The sequence below is a fragment of the Chryseobacterium sp. MYb328 genome (assembly GCF_037572595.1).
In the GTDB taxonomy this organism is placed as follows: domain Bacteria; phylum Bacteroidota; class Bacteroidia; order Flavobacteriales; family Weeksellaceae; genus Chryseobacterium; species Chryseobacterium pennae.
This window is the reverse complement of record NZ_JBBGZQ010000025.1, coordinates 13,830-36,345: the sequence shown is the minus strand read 5'-3', so window position 1 is coordinate 36,345 and position 22,516 is coordinate 13,830. Positions and strand designations below refer to the sequence as shown.

General features: G+C 34.5%; 16 protein-coding genes. All 16 read right to left on the bottom strand.

The genetic code is table 11. The annotated features are described in order from the left end of the window. Nucleotides 1-174 precede the first annotated feature (174 nt). Nucleotides 175-663, bottom strand: a complete 489-nt coding sequence (locus WH267_RS20505) for a hypothetical protein (RefSeq protein ID WP_115969631.1) — start codon at nucleotides 661-663, stop codon at nucleotides 175-177. 11 nt (nucleotides 664-674) lie between these two features. Continuing rightward, nucleotides 675-4,358, bottom strand: a complete 3,684-nt coding sequence (locus WH267_RS20500) for a hypothetical protein (protein WP_340010658.1) — start codon at nucleotides 4,356-4,358, stop codon at nucleotides 675-677. Continuing rightward, nucleotides 4,355-6,544: a hypothetical protein gene (locus WH267_RS20495; RefSeq protein WP_340010657.1), complete on the bottom strand. Its 2,190-nt coding sequence runs from the start codon at nucleotides 6,542-6,544 to the stop codon at nucleotides 4,355-4,357. Before WH267_RS20495 ends, WH267_RS20500 begins: the two co-directional genes overlap by 4 nt. Before the next feature lie 327 nt (nucleotides 6,545-6,871). Continuing rightward, nucleotides 6,872-7,378: a M15 family metallopeptidase gene (locus tag WH267_RS20490; protein ID WP_115969625.1), complete on the bottom strand. Its 507-nt coding sequence runs from the start codon at nucleotides 7,376-7,378 to the stop codon at nucleotides 6,872-6,874. A gap of 626 nt (nucleotides 7,379-8,004) precedes the next feature. After that, on the bottom strand, nucleotides 8,005-8,415 hold the full coding sequence (locus tag WH267_RS20485) for a hypothetical protein (protein WP_340010655.1): 411 nt from the start codon (nucleotides 8,413-8,415) through the stop codon (nucleotides 8,005-8,007). Nucleotides 8,416-8,436: 21 nt separating this feature from the next. Then, on the bottom strand, nucleotides 8,437-8,913 hold the full coding sequence (locus WH267_RS20480; RefSeq protein WP_340010653.1) for a hypothetical protein: 477 nt from the start codon (nucleotides 8,911-8,913) through the stop codon (nucleotides 8,437-8,439). Between the two features lie 55 nt (nucleotides 8,914-8,968). Beyond that, nucleotides 8,969-9,544 carry a hypothetical protein gene (locus WH267_RS20475; protein ID WP_340010651.1) on the bottom strand — a complete coding sequence of 192 codons (576 nt, stop codon included), beginning with the start codon at nucleotides 9,542-9,544 and terminating at the stop codon, nucleotides 8,969-8,971. Between the two features lie 56 nt (nucleotides 9,545-9,600). Then, nucleotides 9,601-10,260 carry a hypothetical protein gene (locus tag WH267_RS20470; RefSeq protein ID WP_340010649.1) on the bottom strand — a complete coding sequence of 220 codons (660 nt, stop codon included), beginning with the start codon at nucleotides 10,258-10,260 and terminating at the stop codon, nucleotides 9,601-9,603. A 206-nt stretch (nucleotides 10,261-10,466) separates the two neighbouring features. Then, nucleotides 10,467-10,865: a hypothetical protein gene (locus tag WH267_RS20465; protein ID WP_340010648.1), complete on the bottom strand. Its 399-nt coding sequence runs from the start codon at nucleotides 10,863-10,865 to the stop codon at nucleotides 10,467-10,469. 352 nt (nucleotides 10,866-11,217) lie between these two features. Next, nucleotides 11,218-11,574 carry a hypothetical protein gene (locus WH267_RS20460; protein WP_340010646.1) on the bottom strand — a complete coding sequence of 119 codons (357 nt, stop codon included), beginning with the start codon at nucleotides 11,572-11,574 and terminating at the stop codon, nucleotides 11,218-11,220. Nucleotides 11,575-11,646: 72 nt separating this feature from the next. Next, nucleotides 11,647-12,267 (bottom strand): hypothetical protein, encoded by a 621-nt coding sequence (locus WH267_RS20455; protein ID WP_340010645.1) that lies wholly within the window; start codon nucleotides 12,265-12,267, stop codon nucleotides 11,647-11,649. 22 nt (nucleotides 12,268-12,289) lie between these two features. Further along, nucleotides 12,290-13,750, bottom strand: a complete 1,461-nt coding sequence (locus WH267_RS20450; RefSeq protein ID WP_340010644.1) for a hypothetical protein — start codon at nucleotides 13,748-13,750, stop codon at nucleotides 12,290-12,292. A 653-nt stretch (nucleotides 13,751-14,403) separates the two neighbouring features. Further along, a complete protein-coding gene (locus tag WH267_RS20445; RefSeq protein ID WP_340010642.1) occupies nucleotides 14,404-15,171 on the bottom strand; it encodes a LytR/AlgR family response regulator transcription factor in 768 nt (255 codons plus the stop codon). A 72-nt stretch (nucleotides 15,172-15,243) separates the two neighbouring features. Beyond that, a complete protein-coding gene (locus WH267_RS20440; RefSeq protein WP_340010640.1) occupies nucleotides 15,244-16,566 on the bottom strand; it encodes a RagB/SusD family nutrient uptake outer membrane protein in 1,323 nt (440 codons plus the stop codon). A gap of 12 nt (nucleotides 16,567-16,578) precedes the next feature. Then, on the bottom strand, nucleotides 16,579-19,908 hold the full coding sequence (locus tag WH267_RS20435; protein WP_340010638.1) for a SusC/RagA family TonB-linked outer membrane protein: 3,330 nt from the start codon (nucleotides 19,906-19,908) through the stop codon (nucleotides 16,579-16,581). A gap of 6 nt (nucleotides 19,909-19,914) precedes the next feature. After that, the gene (locus WH267_RS20430; protein WP_445223281.1) at nucleotides 19,915-22,500 is read right to left on the bottom strand and encodes a zinc-dependent metalloprotease; all 2,586 of its coding nucleotides are present in this window, start codon (nucleotides 22,498-22,500) and stop codon (nucleotides 19,915-19,917) included. Between the last annotated feature and the right edge of the window lie 16 nt (nucleotides 22,501-22,516).

Here is a 22,516-nt window from a genome sequence, read left to right as displayed (position 1 = left end):
CGTTTAGGCAAACAAAAGCCTTATTAAGTAGGGTTTACTTAATTTTCTCGTGGTATTTATATTCTTTCGATAGAATAATTTCAAAAGAATAGAATTTTTAATTTCCTAAAAACACATGACACCACTCGAATAATATTTATACATTTAATATTTTTGTGAAAATATTATTATAATTTAATCGAAATAACTCACCAACATTGGGGTGTTCAAACTTAAAGATCGCTGTAAAAGCATCTTAATTTCACTAGCAATATCAATATAGTATTCCATACTTTCTGGTACATAATCAGATAATATACATAATTCTGAACTCCAATTATTAGCTGTATTATTATTTATCTGTGCTTTTAAAGAAGCAAATCCTCCATATTTCCCCCACATATCTACAGTTTCATTTTGCATTGAAGGAATAAGAACAGTAGTTATAAAAGAAATCCCATCCTGCAAAAATGATGTGTTAAAGTAAGCAGGTAAATCTTCAGATGGATCTAGATTTGTATTAATATCATTTAATAATTCGTACATCGTCTTCTTTCTTAATGAAAAAAAAAGCTTTGATGCAATATTATCATTTATATTCTTTGCATAAAAAAGAAAAACAGATATATCTTCAGCTCTCAAGACTGTATCAAGGTTATCTATTTCATATCGTATGTCTGTCATAATTATTAATTTTAATCAGTTATTATTCTGTAATATAAACTTTCTATTAAGTCTTCTCTAGTGGTACCAAATGTATTAGGATTTATCTCAGTAAAATCACCTACAACATACGGAGTAGGTTGCAATTTCTGTTTAAATTGTTGTAGTGACATAAACTGTTCAGCATTATTCACATCTATATATCGTATTTCTATATAATGAATCTGTGAAAGCATATTTCCTTTTTTTACTTGTCCCCATACATTTTGCTTTTGCCCAATTATAAACTGCTTTGCCTCATCTATATTAATTGGTAAATTCCTAAAAAACTCTAATTTCTGTGCGTCTGTATATGCAGTTGAACCTTTACCTTTAAAAGATTTTTTTACATCCATCTTTGCACTATATGGAACCTTTATTTTATTTGAAGTCTTATCGATTAATAATCCATCAATATCCAACATTTCACGTTTTAAAACTCTTGAATTATCTGCTTTTCTAAATACAATATCTACACTAAACATTAATTCTTCATTCACATCTAATCTATCTTTTAAATAAATTCGCATTGGCATTTCTATAATATTTCCTTTTTGAAATTTAGCCGTTTCATTTAATAACTTCTCTGCCTTTACTTTATTTACTACATTTAAAAATAAATCATTATCTTTAAATACATCTACAGCATCTAGAATATCATCTTTAAACGAGTCTATATATTCATATCTATAGTTATTACTTAACCAGAAGTTTTTATTATCTTCTAATAATTTCCTACTTGCAGCATTTTTACTAATATATTCAGTTATTTTACCAGAATTTCTTCTAAAGCCATCAAAAAGTTTTTTTTCTAATCTACCAAACTTATTACAAAGTTCAATCTTATCAGCTATACTACATGCTTTAAACTCATCTATTAGATTCGGTTCAAATCTAAGCTGTTTCCAAGAATCAACAAAGTATATGTTACCTTTAATTTCATTTATCTGAGTAATAGAAGCTGTTTCAAATTCATCTAGAAATTTCAATCTTTTTTGAGTACTCAGCGCAGAAAGTGCTTGTCTCGTTTTGTAAGATTGATAAAAGTTAATAATATTATTTGTTCTAACATTATCTTTAATAACCTCAATTAGATTTCTATCAATAATATTTGCTGTATATAATTTATCCCAGTTTGCAATTACGTCTGCATTATTCATTTGAAGCAAAACATCATCCGGAGCATTTTTAAAGTCATCAAAAAACACATTCTTCTTTCCTTCTCCCCAAAGGTCAAATTTTGATGTAATTTCCTGATGAGCTCCAATTCTATTTTGGCGGAAGTTTTCAATTTGAGCAACTTCAACACCTGCTAAACTATTTACAGAATTTCTTACTTCTAATGGAAGGCTATCAAAATAAGATGCTCCTTTCACTAGTTTAGCTTGGTTTATAGCTAAACTCTTCATTGCTAAGGATGCTCCAGCCCCTAATATAGTCAAGTAAAAGAACATTTTATGTAAGGCTTCATACTTGGTAGTATCTTCTCCAGCATCAGCTTTTTCTTTCATAAAATCATAATATCGTGTACAGGTTGAGCTTAATAAAGTAAAAATCTCAGCAGCTGAACCCATTCCTTCTAATACAAGCACCGTATATGCAGCTCCCTGACCTGCTTTAAAAGCTCTACCAATTACAGTAATATACCTTAAATAGCTAAAGCTTTTAATAATACCAACTCCTCCACTTATGAAAAACAAACCAACATCGAATGCAACCCCTAAAGCAAAATTGAGTGTGGCATCCATTTCTTTCATTAGCTGATAATCTCTCGTATAATACCATAAGAATGCTGGAATATAAGGTACAGTAGGAAAGTTAGCTGATAATTTTTCATCAATTTTTAAACCATGTAAAGTTATAGGCTGATAAAGATGGAAAATTAAAGGTTGAGGAAAACCAACCGTTCCAGGTTTAACATCACCATCTGAACTGGTATAAAATGTATTATTAGACATTGATGATTGCAGAATAATTCCCTTTATAATAGGATCTGTATAACTTCTTACAATTGATCTTACCACCTTAATATCTTCCTGATTGGAATAAGGCTCACTATTTCCCTGCCATACAGTCCCATACTCAATAGTAAGATTACTAATCCTATTATCAACGGCATCATTATAATAATCCAATCCCTGCCCAGGGGTTAGAAAGAATGACTGTGTATTAATATTATTTTCAGGATTCATACTGTTGGAGAAGTAGTACATATTGTATTTAGATCTTTTCCATAGTTTGTATATCAAGAAAATATAGTTTGTCCTGTAATCTTTTTTTTGTAAAAAGAACCCAATAATAGGTGCAATTCTCATTATTCTTCCTACACTGAATTTCTTTTCCAGGATCTCAAAATTACTAAGATTATCATTACCTATCTGTAAAAGAAAATTGAGAAACGATTCCCCATCTTCCGGTACAGAATAAAAAGAAGACATAATTCTCAGACACTGATCTTCATCTTCTTGCGAAAATACAGGATTCTTTATAAAATCCTTGATAAGTCCCTCTCTGATTGAATAAGGGAGTAATGACAATGCTGAAGGAGGTAATATACTTTTTAATACTTTCAACCTTTCATCACTTCTCCACTTAAGTAATGCTGCCCCTTGTAATGGAATTGTAAATGAATTATGATAACCCAAATAGTAAGGTGAAGGATACATAAAAGAGTAATTGGATGGCGGCGGATTAAGCGGAAATAATCCATCTTCATTCTTCTCTCTTAAATTATGATAAAAATTATCCAGTGCTGAACTATAGTTAGAAAAAGCTTCATAATATCCATCATAGAAATAATCATTTTGAGGAATAGGAATAAGTTCTCTTGTATTATCTAAACCAGCAAATCCCCAGTCTCTTAATAAATGCCCTATAACCCGATCAATCTCTTGAAATTTATATTCTTGTCCTATTTTCTGGTCAATTGTTCCATTTTTGGAAGCTTCTTCAATACTCGCAATAGGATCCATTGCAAGGATATCCAATACTTCTTGTCTAATCCAATAAATTGCAAAACAAATATTCATCATCTTCATGTAAAGTACTTTTTTTGCCGACAATTGAAGATTTGTTGAAGTTCTTATTTTATTGAAATTCTTTTCAAAAAAATGGCCTTCTTCTGTATTTAATCTTGATTTAAGAGAAACTGTTCTGACATTATATTTCGGACTTTGCAAATCTCCATTTACTATAGTAGGATAGGTAGTATAATCATTATACTGGATAGTATCATCTCCCATTTTAAAGGATTGATCTAAAAAAGTATAATAGGTACTAAGATTATCATCAAAAATAAGTCTTCCTATCTGAAAAATGTCACCTGTAGATCCTAGCTCCAAATGATTATCAAACCAAACCGAATCTATGGTATTTATATTATGTAGCTCTTGATAAACTTTGATGGGATTATTCTTTAATTTTATAAAGTAAGATTTTTTTAGAAAACCTTGCCTTCCCTCTTTTCTTTGTGAATCTAAATAATAATGATTTCTTCCAGTAAATATATAACTGTTTTCCAGATTAGGTACTGCATCATTGACAGTAAACTCGACTATTTGCCCTTCTGCATCAAATCGCATATTTGTCAAAGAATATGTAGCATTTTGTTTTCCTAATCTATCTATACCACTACTTTTTATTACTTGCCCCTTAGGCGTTAAAAATGCTGTACTCATATCTGTGGTAATTTCATGTTTTCTGATGCTCCTGAAAAATCGTAAGAAGAAGGCATCCATTTTGCGTATTCGTCCGAAGTAAATGTTACATTATCAAATGTATAAACATATACTTGTTGTGTTGGCGCTACTATAATTAATTCACCTGCCTGATCTTCTCCAATAACTGACAAAGAATACTTCTTATATACTCTTTGTTCCTGAGAAGTATAACTTGCATTAGGATCTTCTAATAAATTCCTAAAATAGAATTTAGGATTGTTAATTTGTTGCTGATTAATTAATGGAATAAACAAAGAGTTTTCAGTAAATGTAATCCCTAATATTTTTTTACTTGAAACACTACCATCTTCGAGATGTAAAGACAAACTGGTTACTCTTTTTGCCTCATTATCAGTATAAGCAACAGGCTGTAAATAATATGGTTTTTCAGGAGTGTAAAAATTATTTATCTTATCACTATAGGAAACTGTGCCGCTGTTAGAATTATCCTGATAAGCAGCTCTACTTTCAAAAAATGCTCCTACATTCTGTCTAATATTATTCAACAGCGTTTCATAAGTAACTCTCTTCAAACTTTCCGTATCATTTTTCATGATCACATCCTCTACTTTCTTGGTAGTCACGGTTGCAATGTCTTTTCCGCCTGCTTTATTTTCAAAATCAATCAATAATAAATTCTGATCGATAACATAGGTAAGCTCATTTCCACCTTTAGACTGAACTTTCGGAGTCACATTAATCAATCCGAAGATGTCATCAATATCTTTCAAATCGTAAGCTGTGCTTACAACAGGATCACCCGGATTTGGGCCAGGAGTTTCAGAAGTAATTTTCACGGTTTTCCCTTCATAAATCAGCTGCACAAACGAAGCAACCGTTTTATTGGCACTTGTTTTACTTAAACTGAAGGTAATAGGTTTGGTAAAATTGGTATCTACTCCATTTCCCTCTTCCTGAAGCAAGTTTTTTCCTCTGATAAAATAATCTTCATTAGGAGTATCTGCATGTAGAACACCTTGTTTTACATACATCGCAGCGGCATCATTGTTATCGGTAGTCAACTGAATGACTAATAATGGCTGTGCCACCAGCTCTTTTACCGGCCAGCCTGCTTCAAACTGTTCTAAGGAAAGGTTATCAGCTGTTGGTCCGATTTTAATATTATGGGTACCTCCTTCCAGATTCTGATTTCCATAGAAATTGTAGGATCTCTGTCTGCTTCCCTGGATGTACAGATAGGTTGTGTCAGCTGTTTTAAAGCCTGAAATCTGACCGGCAATTTCTTCTGTCGTTTGCAACACAGAATTATCACTCATATGAACCTTCCCTTTTCCCTGCGTATGTAAGCCATAAAAGGCTGCAATATCTAAGAACTGAGTAGCGGTTTCCTTAATCAGTTTCTTTTTAAAAGGTGTATTCCCAATAGCCTGATCTAAGACGTGGTCAGCACTTCGGGCAAAAGCCAGATTTAGTTTAAAAGGGTTTGGATCATTGGCTACCGTGTAATCTCCTTCATTCAGTACGATATCAATTCCTACACTTCCTGTAGCATTTCCAAGATGCGTTCCTCTTGGGATCATCGGCAGCTCAAAAGCTTTTTTGGAGTCTACCTCAGTAGTGGTAGTTCCGGTAGTCTGAACTTTAGAAATCTTAAGGAAATAATCATCAATAAGGTCATCTGCTGACTGAGAATTCCCTACTGGAAACCCAATATGCTGAGCAGTAAACGGAGGGACAGTAATCCCCAGCATATTATAAAGACCCGTAAACTCTTTTTTGATGACGTCTACAAAACCAGTTGTAGCTGTTGATTTGATAAGATCTCCTTCAAAGAAATCTGATCTGTTCAGGCCTCTGTATACGATATATTTGATCGCAAGTCCTTTAACCGGCTGATTAAAAGGCTTCAGGATCGCATTTACTTTAGTGGAATCTCCTCCACAAGGTTGTAAAAATACCTGTCCCTGGCAAATAGTATATATTTTGCCGGTACCGTTAAGGCTTACTTTGGAGGTGGTCCTGAATACAGTTCCATTGGCTCCAAATTTCCCGTTCGTGTCCTGACTGAATGTCTGCCCTTTCTCCAGAAAGAAGAAAGACTCCGGCAGAAGATCAGGCCGTACGTTAAGCCCTTTGCTGTCGGGAGCTGTTGATAAGCTTCCCGATGGAATATTTTGTGGCATTTTTGTAATTTTTGGTGTTAATAAAAGATAAGACGGAGTAATGATAGGTCTTATAAAACCTGAAAAGTATCTGAACCCTTAAGGTTAATGAATGCTGTAAGAATAATGAGCCTGGTTATTTTTTAAAGAGTGTTTTCCTAAAAATTTGATGTGATTTTTCTTCATGCATCTTAGCGGCTTCAATAATTTTTTTATTCAGAGTTTTTTAGGTTGCAACAAGTGTTCAATAAGAAGCGTTTTATTTTTTTCCGGTAAAGACAAAACCCTTCCTGTACAATCATTCCGGTTGATTGTAGTATTGATTTTCACTGTGAAATAATCCTAGGATTATTGGGTGAAAATTACATATCCGTCTTTATCTTTTGGTAAATTCTGTAAGTTTCTCCAGGTTGCGTTGATCTTACGCTCTCCTTTCCAGATAAATCTGCGCTCAAAGTGAGACAGGTCTTTGAATGTTTTCCAGTTTCCGCCCCATTCCCAGCCATGTCTGGCAAAGATCTTTACACATTCGTACCAGTCGGCTACGCCATCATTATCCCAGTCTTTCGCAGTGTCCCAACTTGCTATTTTTCCGTCGATAATCAGGCAGATATCTACCGCTAATCCGTAATTGTGAATACTTTGACCGGCTTTGGCATTGGTGACTTTCTTTCCGGCTTTTGTTCTTCCCTGCGCATATAATGCATCTTGTTCTTTAAAGGATCTTAATCCCTGGGTAATTCTTACTTTTGCTCTCCCGGTAAGGGCTTCATCACACTCTTTTACAATCTGTGTGACTTCTTTCCTTACCAATGGATGGAGATTTTTTATTCTGTTTTCACTTGGTTTATCCATGGATGATTACTATTTTGTGATTTGGTGTTTGATTCTTAAGCAAAGCTATTTCAGGCTGACGCCAAAACTTGACGTGTTATATTTTGTAATTAAAAAAAATGAAAAGTTTACAGTCCTTTGTTATGATCTTTGATTTTCGGATAGGTGAATATCATGTTCATAAAAAGTGGTATCATCATTATAGCTTGTTGTTTAATTCTGACACAAAAGTATAGGCCGCTAACGTCAAAACTTGACGTATTATATTTTTTTTCGATTTTCTAACAGATTTATCAACCACATTTCCGGCTGTTGCTGGGGGCTCATTATACCAGTCTACTCCCCACAGGCTCTCACATTCGTTACAAGCAATCTGAAAAACAGACCTATAGAAGATTATGTGTGATACCCAGGGATCAGCAAAAGCTTCATGAAACCGAGGAGAAAAAAGTGAACTGATATTTCATTTCTCTGAATTAAAGTATAATTTTCCAGAAACAGTTCTGTTTTTTGGAAGTCATTTTTATGAAAACGCAAAGAAAAATATTCAGATGTTTTATTTTAAGGGGGCTAAGGTTTATGGTAAATAGCTGATGAAGCGATAGGCCATGCATCCATGTAATCAGTAAAGTGAAATTATTGGATAATTATTCGCTTAAAATATGCTTCCATTGTTGTAAAACTTCTATAAACTCTTCCAATGGCATATCAATAACAGCTTCGTTAGGAAGTAGAGAGTTTTCAAGATAAAAAGTTTTGGTATCAACATTAATATAACCTCCGAGATCTTCAAATTTGAAAAATGTAAACCAGTTTCCTGTTACCTTAAAATCCAGAAGGTCCTTCCAATCCCAATAACCGCCTTCTTTTTCTATAAATGCTTCTCTAACCGCTATATCTTCCCAATTTTCAATCAGGTTTATCAGTTCGGTTAAAAATTGGGTTACAACTGAGGTAGTTTTAAAATCGTTATTCAATAAATTTTCCAGATTGGCGTAATATGGATTATTAAAACTTATTTGGTGACCGATAAGGGTAAAGTTTTTTAAGTTCATCATTAAAACTGTGCTAAAAATGGATTAAAATGGATCACGATACTTCTTCTTCATATCAATCCTATGATTTATAAAAGCAGATAATCTGCATAAGCACGAAATAAAAGAAGCATTGTATTCTTCGCAATACAATTCAGCATGCCGAACTATAGGATCATCCCCTTCATCAAGATGAACAAATAAGAAAGATTCTGCAAAATCACAGATTTCAATTACATAGAACGGGTGGTTAATTGCTTTATTATTCTCTTCCATCCATTCTCTGGGATCTTCCTGAAATTCATTAATTTCAAGAATATTATGTTCCAACACATAACAGTATTTCCCAGCCAGAAATAAAAGCTCCCGTAATGCTTTAGGAAAAGGTTTTCCATTATTATAGATCATTTCATGGTCTTGAATTTCAGAGAAAGACATTGGTTGTATTCTGCCTTCATATTCCTTATTCTCTGGGTAAGCTGCCGGATTGTCTCTTAAATAAGTTAAAATTTCAATTTTCACAGTGTTTAACTTTTGAAATGTTCAGTAATATTGAATAGATGAATAGGCTGGTAAGCTACTTTTCAAATTCCCAGTTTCCATTTTTTTTCTTTAATCTCAGCCCAATAGTCCCAAACCTTACTTGTTCTTCGGGAAGATCAATCTGAATATAGGCTCTTTCTCTGCTTTTGTCGAACAAAACTCTATGGAATGTATAATGTCCTACATAATTCTCATTCTTGACTGCTTTCGCCACTTTTTTAAGATTTTCAGGATATTCTACCTTGCTAAAGTCGATCGGAACAGCCTTGTCTGATCTATTTTCAATCTCATTAAAATAATAGCTCTGATGAAGAGCATCCCAGTTATCTTTTGGAATGTTCACAGGAACAAGTGTGTCAGACATTGTGAAAGTATATTTCTCTTTTTTCCTATAGCTGTCTATAATCGATATAGCCTCAGGGCCGCTTATCTTATATTTGGTTGCCGTATCTGATATAGCCCTTGGATCTAATTCTTTAAAGACAATTTTACTTATTGTTAAATTTAAAATCTTGTATTCATCATTATCCAATGAACTACAGGAGAATAACAGTGGCAATAGAGATAAAGCTATTAATGTATTTACTTTATTTTTTATTAGTATTCTCATACTTTATTTTTATTGTTTTTTAGGTTACGTTTTGATTTTATGGTTACTGTTTTCATTTAAAAATTGGGAACAAGAGGCTCTATATGAGTATAGTAGTATAATTCATCATCAGACCCTCCCATTTCCTCAAAGAAATTCCCTGCTACCTTAAAGAAGGAACTTGGTCTATAGATGGGATCATTTCCAAACATTATATCCGTTGTAAAAATACTTTCGAGTTCTCCATTTTCATCAAACCTGAAATGAATTTCAGAATCTTCTTCAAACAGATTTCCTGAAGATCCCCAAGGAATAGGTTTATTTCCGTAATGATATATCTTAAGACCTGTTGTTGCCTGGAGGGTAAAACTATCATAAGTTATAAAGGCTATTTCATTTTCTTCAGCATCTGAAACAATTCTTGTATAAGTGGCCTTCTGTACCAGATTATCATAACTTTTACAATCCCAAACTGTATAACTATTCATAACCTGTTTATTATCTTTAATGGTCCAATTCAGATTTTGCCCCAATGCGATCAATACCTCTGTAACATTCTCTTCAGGTGATAAATAATAAACTCCACCCCAAAGCTGATTTTCTCTATAGGCTTCTTCTTTTTTTAAAGCATTATTGATCCATATATGTTTTCTATAGTTCCCTATCTCCTGTGCTTCTTCTTCAGTAAGAAATTCTTCATCATAGGCAGTGGTAAAAAAAATCATTTTTGCGCTCATTTCATTAGTTTTTTATTCGTTGTAGGATGAATACTTATTGTTCCGTTACATTTTGAATCTCTTGCCATAATTCATTAACAAGTTAATATTTTGAAATTTGATTCATAGATATCAGTGAGAATTTGATTCATTATATATATCCAGATATCTTTTTTAGGAGTAAAGTATTTCGTAAAAACATCTAATATCCGTAGAAAATTTCATATTCAAAGACAGTTAAAAATCTGACGCACTTTAGCTGCACCTGATGGAGTTGTCTTCAGGAAATTCCTCCATTCTGTAACAATTTTTTTAAAATCCTGCAATGGAATACTACTTACATATCCTTTAACATCATCATAAAAATCGACCTCATTCCTGTGCATAATGATATCTACCGTCGCAGAATCACTATCAATTTCTTCATCCGGATTGTTCAATGCATCATTAATATCCGGTAACAACGAGGCATTGATCTGTTCTGCAGAGTTCCAGCTGTTCAGAAAAATGGCTAAATATTGATTGTTTGTACTTACAATTTTATTGACGCTCTTCCCTTTTATTCCCCAGTCCTGTACTTTATCTTCAAAAGTGAGATTGTACTGATCTGCTATATTATTATTCATTATTTTTTCTGCTATTAATTTCAAAGTTGTTTTGTCTACTCGATTATAATCCACTATGCAAGCCCCATATCCTGGATATCATTTATTTCAAAATATTCTGTCCATGCCATTAAAATTTGTTTTAAATCTAATGTAGGAATTTCCAATGGTACTTGTTTTCTGATACTCATCATATTATTTTTAAAAACCTTTCCGTATTTAATTAAATGCACAATGCAATTAAAGTCTCAATTCCTGTAAATGTTTATAAATTATTTGCACTCACAATTTTATGGTTCATATTATTGTTTTCATAGAATTACATATATAAAAAGACATTCATACACTTGCATTTTAAATCTAAATGCTGTATTTAAAGAAAATATTTCCAAAGCAATAAAATAGCTTTATAATCACTGAATGAAACTTCCTGGATAAAGTTATCTTTCTCATCTAAAAAAAGTGCAGTTGTATTGGTATATCTAACTGTTAAACTAACCAGATAAATTTCAAGACAATATTCCGGATCATATTCTCCTTCAGACAGTATAAAATCAACATCTCCAATAATCTCATCAATGTCTGAAAGGGATTTAAAATGGTTTAAAAAATATCCCAAAAAATCATCACCAACATTATGAATAGCCATCTTTACATTAATTTTCTCACCAGAATCAAAGATTATTATTTTATTGGTAAAGCTTATATTATAATTTTCCAGTATACCCATTATTTTTTTATTTATTCCTACTCAGAATTGAACTGTAATTTTCAGATTTTGCAGAACTGTTCATATTTCAGGTTAAATACAATCCGACTCCGGTAAAAAAGGAACCGCCGAGTGAAAATAAGGGTGTTCATCCCACGGAAAAGCTCCTATACGAGCGTCCACAATAATCAATTCCTCCTTATCCATTGGCCAGCCGCCATCCAATCCCCAGGTATCTTGCTTATCATAAGCATAAACCAGTTTGTTTTGAGAATCATAATCTATAGTCAAAAGAAGAATATCATCACTGTTATAATATTTCTTTGTAGCTTCCTCCATTTGACCATTAGAGATATCTATTGAACAATTGAAAATCTCTCTGTTTTTTGAATCAAGTACCTGTTTCCCTTTAAATTTAAGATTCCCTTTCTCTCCAATATCCTCCGAATTCCATAAAGTATAACCAAATGCAGCAGATTCCTGAGTATAGAACACCCATCTGTGACCACCTTCTATGCATAATTCCTGTATCTTTTCCTGAAGATTCTCTGTGGCATCCAGATAATATTCCCCCATGAAATAGTTAGGACTGATATGATCAGTTTTTTTGATTCTTCCATCTACGAAATAGCTGATATAAAAGTGATCCAATTGACCAGCTTCCTGTTCTGTGATTTCTTCGAAGAATTCGTTATAATATTTGTTATAGTTCATGAGGATATATCTTCATTGATCTCTATTTTTTACACTTACTGTAATCTGAAATAATTCTGATCAGATTTTCCTCATTCTTAAGATCAAGACTTTCATTTTTCAGCTGATCAGCAACAGACTTACAGTCTTTAAGATAGTCTGCCAGCTTTTCGGAAAGCTTATCATTGGATCTGTTGTCCAGCATTTGTCCTTTAGGCTGCAGATCTGTTTTGATTACATATTTCCAGTGTTCAACAGGATCCCGCAGTAACATTATTTTATTTTCTTTGGCAATCAGCCTGTAGAAATAGGCATTATTTCCATGCATGCTTCCATAATTCTGAAGCTTTTTCATGAGCTCTCCTTTTACATCCAATCCGTAGTAACATTCTTCGTTTCCATTCGGAGAAACACAGAAATGGACTCCTGAGTCGGCATCATACACTTTGGTAGCCATACTGTTCATACCTGGAAGTTTTTTCTTTAAAGTTACCTGTTGACCAAACCTGTCAGCTCCGTCCTGAGGTAATTTTTGTCCGGTTTTTTCCGGATCCAGCATTTCAAACCAGATGGTCATTGCTCCTTCTGTTTTTTTCCCTGATTTCTCAACCAAATATCCCGGAACGTCATATAAATTGATGCTACGGTTCACTGCATCATTCATTTTTGCCTGATGAAGTTCCTGATTTTTATAGTAAGCCTGATGTTCAAGAGTGTAACCTTCAATAAAAAGATTAGCTACAAATTCATTGATAAACGCATAATCTGAAGGTGCATAAGGTCTTGTGGCTGTAAAGGTAAATTCATTATTATCAAAAGTTCTTACCAAATACGTCTTTAATCCCTGATTGGTCTGATACATAGAGGCCACCTTCACACCATCCAGATCACTTACTTCCAGACATGAGCCGGTATTATTGAATCCTACACAATTAAACGCTCTTGAATATCCAATAATTTTAGATTGATAACCTCCGCTATTGATCAAAATTTCTCCATTGGATCCCATTCTAGGGTTATAAAGACTTCTGATATTATCCAACCTGCTTTTTCTTGCATTATCTTCTGCAATACTATTGGTTTTTGCAGCCAGATATTTGTCACCCAGATTTTCTCTTGAGGTGCTAAAGAACTTTTCCAATTCTGTTTTATCAAAACCGTTTTCATTGAAAAGGTGATATTTTACTGCCAATTGATAAGCTACAATTCTATCTACCTTAAATGAGGTAACCAATACTTCATAAGGAATCTGAGTGGTTTTCCCATCTGTAGATTTCATATCGAGATAATAAAGAAACTGCTCTTTTGCTAAGGTCACTCCTTTTAAATCGGCATCAAAAACCTTCTCATTCGCCAGGTTATAAAACTCAAAGTGATCTCTGTAAGGCGATTTCAGAATTCCCACTTCCTTTTCATTGAATAAAATCTTATCTTTTTTCAATTGTATCTTTTGTGAAAATACGGCTCCCGAAAGCATTACAGTAAGAAACAAGTATATTTTCATAGTCCTGAGTTTAAACAATTAGTTTTAGCATGGAAAATACGAAAAAAATGAATAGGGGAAGGATGGGAAGCTGGAAGAGGGATGATGGAAGTTACTGTTCTATTATGAATGTTTACTTGTCTTTTGATGAACTTGGAGCTATATTCTATTTAGTTCATTAAAAATACATATAACGCTACAAGGGTGACAAAGTGCAAATAAAAAAAACTTAATCAGATATACTGACTACAGGTACCTCCAACATCCAGCATCTTTTCAACTAAAAAAATAACCACAAAAGTCACAAAAGACTTTAAACACTTAAGTAAGTTTAAGTTAAAAACATTGAGTATAAGAAGTACACATAAGTTTTAGAAAATCTCTGATTTTCGTATCCGCAAAAATCTGTGGGAGGTTAAAAATCATCATAATACTTTATTTATGAGCTATGATGAGCAATTTCATCATTGATAAAGCTATATGATTCTTATGTGGTTAATAAAAAAACTATATAATCCAGCGAGGGTAATCTGGAAATGAGATGGCGAGATTATTCCTTTGTCAGAAATCGAAGATTCGGCTTAACCAATAACAAGTATGGAAATTCAAAAAAAACTTAATGATATATTTTAACTACAAGTACTTCCCTCTTCCAGCATCAAGCTTCCAGCCTTTTACTGATTTTTCAACCAGTTCAGACACTCCGTGATCTGCATTTTACTGATAAACACCTCATCACTTACTTCAGGTTTAGGAGAGAGCTGTAATTCTACTTTCTGACTTGAATGTTTGATGATTTCTGTAATCGCCTCTTTATTGATGATAAACTTACGGTTCACTTTAAAGAAAACCTGTGGATTTAGTTTTTGAATAATGTCTTTGATGGTATCATCATAAATATAGGTCTGATTATCCATTGTGGTAAGGAAAAGATATTTTCCCGAAGCAAAGAAGTAGGCTGTATTCTGCTCATCTACAGATCTCAACTTATTTCCTTCTCTTACCATAAAGCGTTTCATCACCTCAGTATCTTCTCCCTGACGTAATGTGGAAATGGATTTCAATAAAGGTTCAGGATCAAAATTATTTCTGATGGAAACAAATTTCTGTAATGCCTGATGAAGATCTTCTTCTTCAAAAGGTTTCAGTACATAATCTATCGTGAAATGTTTGAAAACCCGAATAGCATACTCATCAAATGCCGTAATAAAGATAATGGGAGCAAAAAGTTCTACCTGTTCAAAGATCTCCAGGCTCATCCCGTCACCAAGATGAATATCCATAAAAATAAGATCGGCAGCATCGTTTTCAAAAAAGTCTATTGCCTTTTTTTTGGAACGAAGAACCACTGTTTCCGTGACAGGAACTATGTTTTGTTTATCTAAAAGATCTTTCAGATAATTAACAGCCAGCAATTCATCTTCTATAATGGCAATTTTCATAAATGCAAAAGTACAAAAAAACCGCTAGAACGATTAAGTTCTAACGGTTTCAAGGGTTGTTAATATGAAGTGTTATAAATTAGGATTATTCTTCTTTGCACTTTGTGGATATGCAATAGTATATCTCGGATCATTCTGCTCAAGAATAAAATCCTTTCCTCCTAGCTTATGAGTAATCTTTTTCTGATTTGCTCTTCTTAAATCAAACCAACGATGACCTTCCACAGCAAATTCTCTAAACCTTTCATCCAGAATAAAATTCATGAAATCTGTAGTATTCATTGAAGCTGCATCATTTTGAACTGATGTATATCCTTCAGGAGTATATCTGTTTTTTAATACTTTTAATAAAGTCTCTTTTGCTTCATCAAGCCTATTCAACTTTAATAATGCTTCAGATTTGATAAAATACATTTCAGATGTTCTGAAGGTTACTTTAAAGTCTGAATCTCCTTTTTTAATTATATTATAACGGTCTGGAGCTTTTTCAAAATAAAGTCCAAATCTCTTATCCGTTGTTTTATTATATGCTGAAATCAACTCAGGAGCAGCAAAAGATAAATTATTCTTTACAGAACCGTCAAACGCTTTTTCTAAGGCAAGGATTGATTCTACAGAAGCATAATGGTGAGGAGCTACATTGGTTGCATTTAAATCACTCAATCCATCTTTGATTGTAAGCACCTGCTGTGAATAATCTAAAGCTCTGTTCCAATCTCCCTGGTACAATGCCATTCTTGCCTGTAAAGCCTTTAAAGAAATTTTGGAAAATCTGTAATTAATTCCTGCTGACTGCTGTTGTTCCTGCATCAATACCTCAGCTTTTGCAATATCAGAATGTACCTGATCATATACCTGCTGTACAGTAGAAGGCTTCAGTACAGCTTCTACATCAATTTCTAAACTAAGTGGTACTCCTTTATCAGTGGATGCAGTAGCAGCATTGTATTGCTTACCATATAAATTAATCAAATCAAAATAAGAATAGGCACGTAATGCATATGCTTCCGCCAATATTTGCTGCTTCACAGGAGAATCCGTCATGGTCTTACTTCCTTCATTGATGATCTGGTTCATGTAAAAGATCACGGAATAGAATCCTACCCAAGGAAATTCTGTCGTGTTTGAATCATAACCGGTATCTTTCCACATCGCAAGTTCACGATTGTAAGCAAACCCACTGGCATTTTCATCCAGACTAAGCTCATCTGTACGCAATGCCACTAAAGATTTGTGAGTCGGATATCTTGAATAAGCGGATGTAAGTACCTTTCTGTAATCCTCAGCGTTTACAGGAACTACTTTACCTTCCGGCTGTATATCTAAAAATCTATCACAGCCAATACTGGTAAAACTAAGCGCTGCTAATGCGATAAATGTTGTTATTTTTCTCATTTTTTTCAAGTTTTAAAAAGAAACATTAAATCCAAAGGTCACTGAACGAGAGATAGGTTGTGCGTAAATATTTCCATACGTTTCCGGATCGAAATATCCTTTATAGCCATTACTGAATACAAACAGGTTACGCCCTTCAACACTCAGTCTCAAACTACTGATTCCCATTGGGCTGGTAAATTTCTTGGGAAGCGTATATCCTAAACGGATACTACTGATCCTAATATAGCTAATCTCCTTCGCCCATATATCTAACAGATTATAGACGTTATAGTCGTTGTTAAGAAGCCATTTATTCCCCATCCATCCAGGGTTACTATCTGCTTCAGGACTTGTAATCCCCGGAAGTGTAGTTCCTGCCTGATAAATATCTCTTGTATAGTTTCGCCCTCTATCCAACTCCATTCCTTTGTAAGACGGTGTCTTCATAACGGTCTGCTTAAGATTGAACGTTGCAGAAACCGTCAGGTCAAAGTCATGTATTTTAAAAGTATTGATAATACCTCCTGTAAATTTAGGATCTCTGTCTCCCACATATGTAAACAACTCTCTTAATTCTTTACTTGAAAGCTTTGACTGTGAGAAGTATCCAGGAAGGAAATCTTCATAAGGATCATATAATCCAAATAGATCTTCAATTTTTACTTTTTCATTACCTTTCCAGAACATTGGGTTTCCGTTTTCATCCATTCCTGCAGTTTTCAATGCAAAAACAGCATTTACAGGAAGTCCTTCTCTGGTAGGAAGACGGGCATTATCACGAGGCTGCTCCGTTATCACATTACTTTTGTTATGTGCAAAATTGATCGTAGTTGACCACTTGAAGTTTTCTTTATTAATATTTCTGGTAGAAATAGCCAATTCAAAACCTTTATTGGTAAGACTTCCCCAGTTTGCCATCGTATATTCGAATCCTGATTCAAGAGGAGTTGATCTCATACTGATCATATCCGTTCCTTTTCTGTTGTAAACATCAGCAGTAAGGTTGATTCGGTTTTGGAATAACCCCAAATCGATACCAAAGTTGGTATTCGTTGTTTTCTCCCAACGAAGCTTGTCATTTGGCGGACTGATTACGTTGATCACATTTTCATTTACTCCAGGTAATATGGTTGTATTATTATATTCTCCGATAAAGAATGGAGAAGTATTACGATCAATATTTCCCTGTAGTCCATAAGACGCTCTCAGTCTAAGATTAGAGATAACAGGAACATTGCTCATAAAGTTTTCCTTTGTTACCAACCAAGACCCTGAAAGTGCCCATATCGGTAAATATCTATACTTTTTATTTACCCCAAATAAGTTTGTTCCATCATATCTCACACTTCCGAAGAAAGTGTACTTTTGATCATAAGTATAAGAAGCCGTGGCAAACATTGATGCATAAGCATTCTCTACAACAGGCATTTCACGGTATGTTTCATACTTCTTGTCTGCTGCAAAATCTGAACTAGGAAATACAATAGGAATACCTGCCTTAGTAAGACTGTTGAATCCAAAGGCTCTTGTAAGTGTAGTATTATCTTTTGTTCTTCTGATTTCTGTTCCAGCCATCACATCAATTTCATGTACTGAATTGATCTTTGTGCTGTACATCCCCTGTAACTTCCAGTTATATTGGAAATACTCATTATCCCAATTCTGCTTTATACCTCCTGCAGGTAAGAAATATTGGTATCCTCCGTTTTTGAAATAAGAGGTTCCTTCTCTGAATTTTCTTGTAAAATAAGTATTTTCAGCAGCATATTTCTCTGTCTTATTGGAGTCATACTGAAGTCCCAACTGTGAAGTAAACTTCAAACTTTTTGAAACCTTATATTCTAAATCCAATATTGCTTTTACCGAATGATTTTTCAGTGTATAGTTTGTATTTTCTCTTTCCTCCAGGAAGTTGAAAGGAATATATACATCTTTGTAACCATCCATATCCTTATCATATCTGTAGCTCCCATCAGCATTGTAAGGAGACAGATAAGGATTGGCATTTCTTGAATAATTAACAGGGCTTGCAGCAGCATCCGCATCTGTCATAAACGACTCCTTCTCACTTTTGGTACCAAAAATGGAGACCCCCGCGTTTAGTTTATCGCTTATTTTATAATTGTTTTTTAAGGTGAAGTTATAACGCTTAAAACCTGTACCAATTGTTGTTCCCTCTTCATCATAGTACCCTAGAGACAGGTAATAATCAGAACGGTCACTTCCTCCTGAAATACTTAATCCGTATTGCTTATTCACTGCATTTCTATACAGTAATTTACCCCAATCGGTATTGTTATTTCTTAAAGCATTAATTTGTTGTTGTGTCAGTAAATTCAAAGCCCCAAAACCTCCGTTTCTGAAATTCTCCAACTGCTTGTTCTGAGTTAAAATTCTCATTACTTCCCCTCTATCAGAACGATATGTTAATCCTGCATTTCCAGCAAGGGATAATTCAAGGTCAACTTTTTCTGAAGCGTTCAGAAGATTAAGTTTATCAAAATCAGGACGAGCTGTAATAAATGTATCTGCTGAAAAGTTTAATCTCAAGTTTCCTTTTTTCCCTTTTTTTGTGGTAATAGAGATTACTCCGTTGGCTGCTCTTGCTCCATAAATTGCTGTTGCTGCAGCATCTTTAAGAATCGTAATATCTTCAATATCGTTTGGGTTCAATCCTGCAATAGAAAAGTTCTGAAGCTGGTCAATATTATCCTTATCGCTGAAATTAGGTACATCATTTCCTTCTAATGGAAGACCATCAATTACCCATAACGGATCCTGTGGTCCGGACAATGATGCTGTACCACGAATTCTGATTTTCGCCGGACTTCCCGGAGATCCTGTTTCAGGAGTAACCACTACTCCGGCAATCTGACCAGATAGCATCTGATCTACACTTGCTACCCCAGCCTGGCTGATATTATCCATTTTAACTGTAGCAACCGCTGAAGTTTGCTTACGTTTTTCAATCTTCTGGTATCCGGTAATGATAACTTCCTGAATCTTGTTTTTATCTGAAACCTCAGCAGTAAGTCTTACCGTATAATTGGTTTTGTCTTCATTGATGAGAATAATTCTGGATTCATAACCCGGATAGCTTACCAACAGGGATTTTGTTCCTGCCGGGATTTCCAGTGTAAATTTCCCGTCTTTATCAGCCACCGTACCTACGGACACACTTTCGATAATGCCATCCAGGTCGGTTTTGGTAGAAACGGACTGTGCTTCAATTTTTATAGATGCTCCTGCAATTACGCTGGAAGTATTACCATCTTCTACCTTTCCGGTAATTGTTTTCTTTTCCTGAGCAAACGCAACCTGAGCAGCTAAAAGAGGTAAAAGGATTAGAGTTTTTTTCATTGCTGTTTATTTGTTTAAAGCCTCTTCAATACGAATAATTAAATCTGTGTAATGCGCTCTTGAAGCGTCATCACCTCTGTATCTGGTGCTGTTCAGGAAGTTCAGAACCTTTTGTAGCTCTGCTCTCTTGTACGTTGTTACTTCAGATACTCTTTTCATGGATGAATAATTGATGTTTCTAAGGTTTCTACCTTCTTCATGATAGTTGCAGATCATTGGCATATTAAGCGTCTGATCTGTTTTTAATGTTTTTACGGCTGTTTTTTCGAATAATTTGTTCACCGAAACAATCAATGCGTCCACGTAGTTTTTCTGTGCCATTTTTTCAAGCATCGTAAGGCTTCCTTTCTTATTAAAAATGGCTGTTCTTACCTGTTCAAATAAGTTTTCTACAGTGTAGATCTTATCTTTTGAACCTGAAACTTCATGCTTCAATTCGTTCTCAAGGAGTCTAAGCAATCTGTCATCCATAAACAGTGAATAGATATTGGCATACTGCATTCCTCTTGCAAGGGTATATGGAGTCTGCTCAAAAGGTCCCATCGGAGAATTTTTCACCGAATATGTTTTCTCTGTAATCGGGTTAAAGAATAACCATTCCGGAAGGTTGATCGAGTTTTTAACCAGATAATCAACTGCTCTTTTCTGGGTTTCAGCAGGCACTGCTTCATAGGCCTTTTTCTTATTACCAAAAACAGTATTGTTCAGGTAAATTCCTCCTACATTAGCCATCACATGTCCTGTATAAAGATCCCATTGCCCGATCACTCCCATATATAACCTTCCTGCATCTGTATAATCTTTACCGTCTTCATAGGTCCATTTTAAAAGATTATTAGATACAACTTTCAGGTTTTTCATTCCATATTCGCTGGCTTTCATCGCATCATCACCCAAATCTTCAGACTGTGAGCGCGGGTCTATTGTTTCCAGATAGCTTTGCTGTTCACCATAGAAATACAATGGATCATCTTCATGCTTATCTATCAGATTTCTAAGTGCTTTTTTCTCAACAAATTCATCCGGATACCAACGGTACCCCCATTCAATTGCATATTTGTCATAGATTCCGATCTTTGGAGTGATAGCTGTAACTCCATCTTCTGGCTGAGCAACATAATTGTAACGGGCATAATCCATAATGGAAGGTGCTGTTCCCCCCATCTTATCGGTAAATTCCTTTGAACGGAGAGATTCTACAGGAAATGCAAAGGAAGATCCCATATTATGCTTCAATCCGAAAGTATGTCCTACTTCGTGAGAGGATACAAAACGAATCGCTTCACCCATATATTCATCACTGAATTTATTATCTCTTGCCCTAGGATCTATTGGTCCTATCTGAATTCTCATCCACTCCTGAAGAGAAGTCATTACATTGTGCCACCAGATAATATCCGCTTCAATAATTTCACCACTTCTCGGATCCACTACAGATGGTCCCATCGCATTAGATTTTGGAGAAGCTGCATAGGTAATCACAGAATATCTTACATCATCAATATCAAAATCTTCATCTTTTTCATCCGGCATCTTAGCGATGACAGCATTTTTGAAACCTGCCTGCTCAAATGCCACCTGCCAGTCATGAACTCCTGCAATGATCTTTTCACGCCATTGTTTTGGTGTTGAAGGATCTATATAGTAAACGATCTGTTTTTTCGGTTCTACCAATTCACCTCTCAGATATTTTTCTTTGTCTTCATCTTTAGGCTGCAGATTCCAGCGGGTAATGAAAAATTTCTCATCCATTTTCTGTTGATGATCATTAAAGAACCAGTGCTTTTCACTGAAAAAACCTACTCTTGCATCTGCTACCCTTGGTTTCATAGGAACTTTAGGAAGTAAAACAATATTACTGGTCACCCCAAGCGTTACAGGCAGATCAACACCTCCTTCGTTCACTGAAGTGCTCAGTTGGGATTTCACCACAAGGTTTTCCGGAAATGTTTTTACCCCTTCAATAAAAGAAAGACTTGATTTTACGGATCCACCAAGGCCTACATTTGCTAAAACATCATTAAAGCTTTTCTGGTTACCGTCAAAGACCTTGTTCACTTTAATAGCTACTGAAGTGGAATCATTATTCTGAGCTTCAATATCAAAAACTTCAATAACGGATTCTGAGAAGTTATCTTTAACAGATTTTGTAATCGCATCATTTTTAGGGGAAGAAACTTTCGCTTCGGATGTTTTCACCCATACTTTTTTAGCAACTCTGTCACGGTGAAAAGAGATGATCTTATTTTCATAATTCATTCCTTTATTCAGACCTGCTTCGTTCACCTGCATCGGCACCTGAGAGAGTTTATTGACAACCAAAAACTGGCGCCCCATCAAACTGTCAGGAATTTCAAAATAAACATCCGTTTTTACCTGAATCGTATTAAAAAGTCCTTTTTTGTAAGACCCTTTTTTGATCAGTTCGTCAATTTTTTTTGCTTTTTTTGATGATGAAATATCTGCTTTTTCAGTTTTTTCCTTGGTCGTTTTTACAGTATCCTTTTTCTGAGCAAGAACTGCGGGCGATGCCATGGCTAGTCCAAGATACAGAGCAAGTCTGTAATTCTTCATTACAATAGTCCGATTCATTCCAAATAGTAAATAT